Origin of the sequence: Mesorhizobium sp. M5C.F.Ca.IN.020.32.2.1 (assembly GCF_004023105.1) — a bacterium.
Taxonomy (GTDB): Bacteria; Pseudomonadota; Alphaproteobacteria; order Rhizobiales; family Rhizobiaceae; genus Mesorhizobium; species Mesorhizobium wenxiniae.
This window is the reverse complement of sequence record NZ_RZSX01000399.1, coordinates 1-5,537: the sequence shown is the minus strand read 5'-3', so window position 1 is coordinate 5,537 and position 5,537 is coordinate 1. Positions and strand designations below refer to the sequence as shown.

The window sequence follows — 5,537 nt, the reverse complement described above, 5'->3', positions numbered from 1 at the left end:
CGCTTCAGCCGCGACTTCTTCCCTGACGAGCAACCCGACCAACAGCCGCAGCATCTTCGCTGCGGCTGTTTCGCAACTGGTCGGCGGAGGGCAAATGGCGACCGACGCGGAGTAGGGGTGACCCTTTCCTTGCGCGGAGAAGCTAGTCTTAGTCTAGCAACGTGATGTTAACAGAGGGGAATGTGACCGCTATTTCTCTGAGAACTCTATAGACCTATCACCCGGTTCCAGTCGTTTACGTACATGTACAAACGGGCAAATTCGCTGGGAAGCAGCATACGATTGTGTGCAATAAAATTTCTTACCTTTTCCATCTCATCCATCCTCTGCTTCAACCAATGTTGGGAGGGGATAACGGGAAAGTTGTCCCATTTGTTTATTATTATTTGAGCTAAGTGCCCGAACTCGACGAATCCGAGAAGGTCAGTTTTCTCGCCTTCCAGCCAAGAGTCTTTGATGGCCGTGTCGCGCCGACTTTCAGCATGCGCGATAATTTTAGGAGGCAATTTTGACTCCCAATCAACTCCCTCCTTTTCGGACAAAGTATCCCGAATGTACGCGCGAATTTCATTTTCAAAGCAGAACAGGACGGCATAGAGCCTTGCCATCTCAAGCGCGCGGTTTCTGGTTTGTATCCCAAAGGGTGCCAGGGATTCCGCTAAGAGACGCTCTTCAGCGTCAGTTTGTTCGGCGCCAACTTGTATTCCAGCTGCTTGAAAATTTGCAGCTTCCGCCTCAAACATTAGCCCGCGAAAAAGGAAATTTCTTAAATCGTTAGTGGTCAATAAGGTGCTCCTTGATTGACTTGAATATTGCGTTGTAGACCTCGACGTCCTTCGTTGCCGGCAAGTGGACTTGAATATTGTAGTTAAGGCTTAGATCTTTTGGAGTTCCATTGGTGGGCAGGGGAGGAGATTCAAATGACGCTTTCTCGGGCTCTTTATGATTCACAACGGAACTCTTTATTTGTGTTGAGCCTTTGAAGTCCGCTAATTCGGCCAAGCTCAAGAAAGTTTTAGTCATAAGCGACGCGGTGTTGTCGCTTGCGTTGTGATAGCTCTTAAATTTCCCATTGATGGCAGTCTTGTCGCCAGTGCCAGGGTTCTCCTTTATCAGAAATATATCTGAGTAAGCTTCTCGGATAGCTTCAGCCATTACTTGCTTCGAGCGCGAATGATCTCGATATGCGTGATATCGCGACGTAGGCTTACCGTCGGGTGAAAGGAATCCGAGAGCTTTTAACAGCGGAATGTAGGCACGATCATTAGACGATCCAAATCCCCAATCCTTGAGAAGTTGAATGGTGAACTGGTCCGGTGCCTGCCCGTCTTGTATCCTTTTAAAAAATTCTTGAACACGCCCATTGGCAACTAGGTACGCGTTTGTAAGCCCCATAGTGTTCCCCTCAAAAATAAGCCCGCACCTATAATATAGGCGCGGGCTTATTTTACCAGAAGCTTTTGGTGCTTCTCAGCTACATCCGCTCGTCGCCCCACAAGTATCGCACTTCTCGCACGTGCCGTTCCGCACCATCGTGAAGTTGTGGCATTCGGAGCATTCGTTGCCGGTGTAGCCCTGCATCAATGATTGCTGGCGCCGGGTAGCGGCAAGCGCCTTGGCCTCGGCCGCTTCTTTCGCGGCATCATCGGTGAACAGCCCTGTCGGGTCGATTGCTTCTTCGTAGACGATGTCCTCGACCAGTTCCCTGGCCCGCTCTTCATAATCGCGCTTGTAGGCGATCGCTTCGTCGCTGGCCGGCTTCAGCGCCAGCACATTGGAGCCTGAGAACGCCGTCGGCGCCGAACGAGTGGGGACGGTAGCGGGAGAGGGACTTGAACCGCCAAAGCCCTTGGGCTCGGCACCCATGCCCGACACCAGCTTGACCGGCGAGGCGCCGCGGGTCAGCCCCTTCGAGAACGGCGTCGCCTTGCCTTCGTTGATGCCGCGCCCGAGCGCGGTCTTGTCGAAATCCGACTGGTCGACATGGGCGAGGTCGTGGCGCGCAAGATAGGACACGGCAAGCTCGCGGAACACATAGTCGAGGATCGACGTCGCGTTCTTGATCGCGTCGTTGCCCTGCACCATGCCGGCAGGTTCGAACTTGGTGAAGGTGAAGGCTTCGACATATTCCTCGAGCGGAACGCCATACTGCAGGCCGAGCGAGATGGCGATGGCGAAGTTGTTCATCATCGCGCGGAAGGCGGCACCTTCCTTGTGCATGTCGATGAAGATCTCGCCGAGGCGACCGTCGTCGAATTCGCCTGTGCGCAGATAGACCTTGTGGCCGCCGACGACCGCCTTCTGGGTATAGCCCTTGCGGCGGTTCGGCAGTTTCTCGCGGTCGCGGTAGAGGCGTTCGACGACGCGCTCAACGATCTTTTCGGTCACCTGCACGGCGCGCTGCGAGGCGGGTGCCGCGATCAGCTGCTCGATCGCCTCGTCCTCGTCGTCTTCGACGTCGGCAAGCAGCGAGGCGTTCAGCGGCTGGGAGAGCTTCGAGCCGTCGCGATAGAGTGCGTTGGCCTTCAGCGCCAGCTTCCACGACAGCATGTAGGCGCCCTTGGCGTCTTCCACCGTCGCGTCGTTCGGCATGTTGATGGTCTTGGAAATGGCGCCGGAGATGAAGGGCTGGGCCGCCGCCATCATCTGGATGTGACTGTTGATCGACAGCGAACGCTTCCCGATCTTGCCGCACGGGCTGGCGCAGTCGAACACGGGCAGGTGTTCGGCCTTGAGGAACGGCGCGCCTTCCAGCGTCATCGCACCGCAGACATGGATGTTGGCGGCCTCGATGTCCTTCTTCGAGAAGCCAAGGGCCGGTAGCATCTCGAACGAGAAATCGTTGAGCTGCTCGTCGGTGAAGCCAAACGTCTCCTTCAGCCAGTCCGCACCCAGCGTCCACTGGTTGAAGACGAACTTGATGTCGAACGCCGACTTCAATGCCGCATTGAGTGCCGCGATCTTGTCGTCCGTAAAACCCTTGGCCTTGAGCGAGCCGGGGTTGACGGCTGGCGCCTGGTTCAGATTGCCGTGGCCGACCGCATAGGCCTCGATCTCGGCGATCTGGCTTTCCGAATAGCCGAGCGTACGCAGTGCTTCCGGAACGGCGCGGTTGATGATCTTGAAATAGCCGCCGCCGGCCAGCTTCTTGAACTTGACCAGCGCGAAGTCGGGCTCGATGCCGGTGGTGTCGCAATCCATCACCAGGCCGATCGTGCCGGTCGGCGCGATTACGGTCGCCTGCGCATTGCGGTAGCCATGCTCCTCGCCGAGCTCGATGGCGCGGTCCCAGGCAGCCTTGGCATGGGCGGCAAGCTCCGGCTGCTTCAGGTCGGAGGCGACCAGCGGCACCGGGTTGACTGCGAGTTTCTCGTAGCCGTCTTTGTCGCCATAGGCAGCGCGGCGGTGGTTGCGCATCACGCGCAGCATGTTCTGCGCATTGCGGTCGTAGTCGGGGAAGGCGCCGAGCTCGGCGGCCATTTCGGCCGAGGTGGCATAGGCCGTGCCGGTCATAACAGCGGTGAGTGCTGCGCAGATGGCGCGGGCCTCGTCGGAATCATAGGGAATGCCTGAGGTCATCAGCAGGCCGCCGATATTGGCGTAGCCGAGGCCGAGCGTGCGGTATTCGTAGGAGAGCTTAGCGATCTCCTTCGACGGGAACTGCGCCATCATCACGGAAATTTCCAGCACCATGGTCCACAGCCGAACCGTGTGCTCGTAGGCGGATATGTCGATGGTGCCGTCGGCGTTGCGATAAGGCAGCAGGTTGATCGAGGCGAGGTTGCAGGCCGTGTCGTCGAGGAACATATATTCCGAGCACGGGTTGGACGCCCGGATCGCACCGGCCGCGGCGCAGGTGTGCCAGTCGTTCATGGTCGTATTGAAGTGCAGGCCCGGATCGGCCGACGCCCAGGCGGCATAGCCGATTTTTTCCCACAGATCCCTGGCCTTCAGCGTCTTCAGCACCTTGCCGTCCTTGCGAGCGGTGAGGTGCCAGTCGCCGTCCTGCTCTACGGCGCGCAGGAAATCGTCCTTCAGCGAGACCGAATTGTTGGAGTTCTGGCCGGAAACGGTGAGGTAGGCATCCGAATCCCAGTCGGTGTCGTAGGTCTTGAACGACATCGAAGTGTAGCCCTGCTTGGCGAACTGGATGACGCGGTAGATGTAGTTCTCCGGCACCCCGTCCTTCTTGGCCGCCTTGATCTCGCGCTTCAGCGCTGTGTTGATCGCCGGGTCGAAGCAATCGTCGTCCTGGCCTTCGCAATTGATGCAGGCCTTCATGATCGCTTCGAGGTGCTTCTTCACGATTTTGGAGCCTGTGACCAGCGAGGCGACCTTCTGCTCCTCATTGACCTTCCAGTCGATGAACTCCTCGATATCGGGATGGTCGGCGTCGACGATGACCATCTTTGCGGCGCGGCGCGTCGTGCCGCCCGACTTGATGGCGCCCGCCGCGCGGTCGCCGATCTTCAGGAAGCTCATCAGGCCCGACGAACGGCCGCCGCCGGACAGCTTTTCGCCTTCGCCGCGCAGGAACGAGAAGTTGGAGCCGGTGCCGGAGCCGTATTTGAACAGGCGCGCTTCACGCACCCACAGGTCCATGATGCCGCCTTCGTTGACGAGATCGTCCTGCACGCCCTGGATGAAGCAGGCATGCGGCTGCGGATGCTCGTAGGAAGATTTCGACTTGGTCAGCTTGCCGGTGAACGGGTCGACATAGAAGTGGCCTTGGCTCGGGCCGTCGATGCCGTAGGCCCAGTGCAGGCCGGTGTTGAACCATTGCGGCGAGTTCGGCGCGACGCGCTGGGTGGCCAGCATATAGGCGAGCTCGTCGCGGAAGGCGCGCGCATCTTCCTCCGACTTGAAATAGCCGCCCTTCCAGCCCCAATAGGTCCAGGTACCGGCGAGGCGGTCGAAGACCTGGCGGGCGTCGATCTCGGAGCCGTAGCGCTCGGACTCGGGCAGCTTTGCCAGTTCGGCCTCGTCGGCGACGGAGCGCCACAGGAAGGAAGGGACGTCATTCTCCTCGACCTTCTTCAGCCGAGCCGGCACGCCGGCCTTGCGGAAATACTTCTGCGCCAGGATGTCGGCGGCAACCTGGCTGAACTGCGCCGGCACATCGATATTGTCCAAGCGGAACACCACCGAGCCATCCGGATTCTTGATCTCCGAAAGCGCCTTGCGGAATTCGATCTCCGCATAAGCCGCCCCTTCTTGACCTGCTAGCCCTTGCTTGGTGAAACGACGCTCGATGCGCATTGGTCCTATCCCTTGCTTGTCTATATATAGCGCTTTTCCCAGGGGATTTCTGCCCCCTTGCCGAAACGCGCATGTCCGCCGTCTGCCAGCGTTAGAAAACGGCCGGCTCCCTTTCACAGGCTCCGCCCGCCCTGCTGGCCGAACTCCTTGCGAAGTAGTCGTCCAACGCGCCGACGAACCCTGCGGTCCCTCAAAACTGAAACTTGTTTGCGACTCCCTCAATCGAGGGGACCTTCACACTATCTAGCGTCGAACCTACCTGCAAACACTAAATATAG

At 58.5% G+C, this 5,537-nt stretch carries 3 protein-coding genes; all 3 read right to left on the bottom strand.

Features of this window, described 5'->3' with window-relative positions:
• Window positions 1-206: 206 nt before the first annotated feature.
• Window positions 207-785: a Swt1 family HEPN domain-containing protein gene (locus tag EOA86_RS19890; RefSeq protein ID WP_206630074.1), complete on the bottom strand. Its 579-nt coding sequence runs from the start codon at window positions 783-785 to the stop codon at window positions 207-209.
• Window positions 775-1,395 carry a DUF5343 domain-containing protein gene (locus tag EOA86_RS19885; RefSeq protein WP_128343207.1) on the bottom strand — a complete coding sequence of 207 codons (621 nt, stop codon included), beginning with the start codon at window positions 1,393-1,395 and terminating at the stop codon, window positions 775-777. Before EOA86_RS19885 ends, EOA86_RS19890 begins: the two co-directional genes overlap by 11 nt.
• A 75-nt stretch (window positions 1,396-1,470) precedes the next feature.
• Window positions 1,471-5,259, bottom strand: a complete 3,789-nt coding sequence (locus EOA86_RS19880) for a vitamin B12-dependent ribonucleotide reductase (RefSeq protein WP_128343205.1) — start codon at window positions 5,257-5,259, stop codon at window positions 1,471-1,473.
• Window positions 5,260-5,537: the final 278 nt, after the last annotated feature.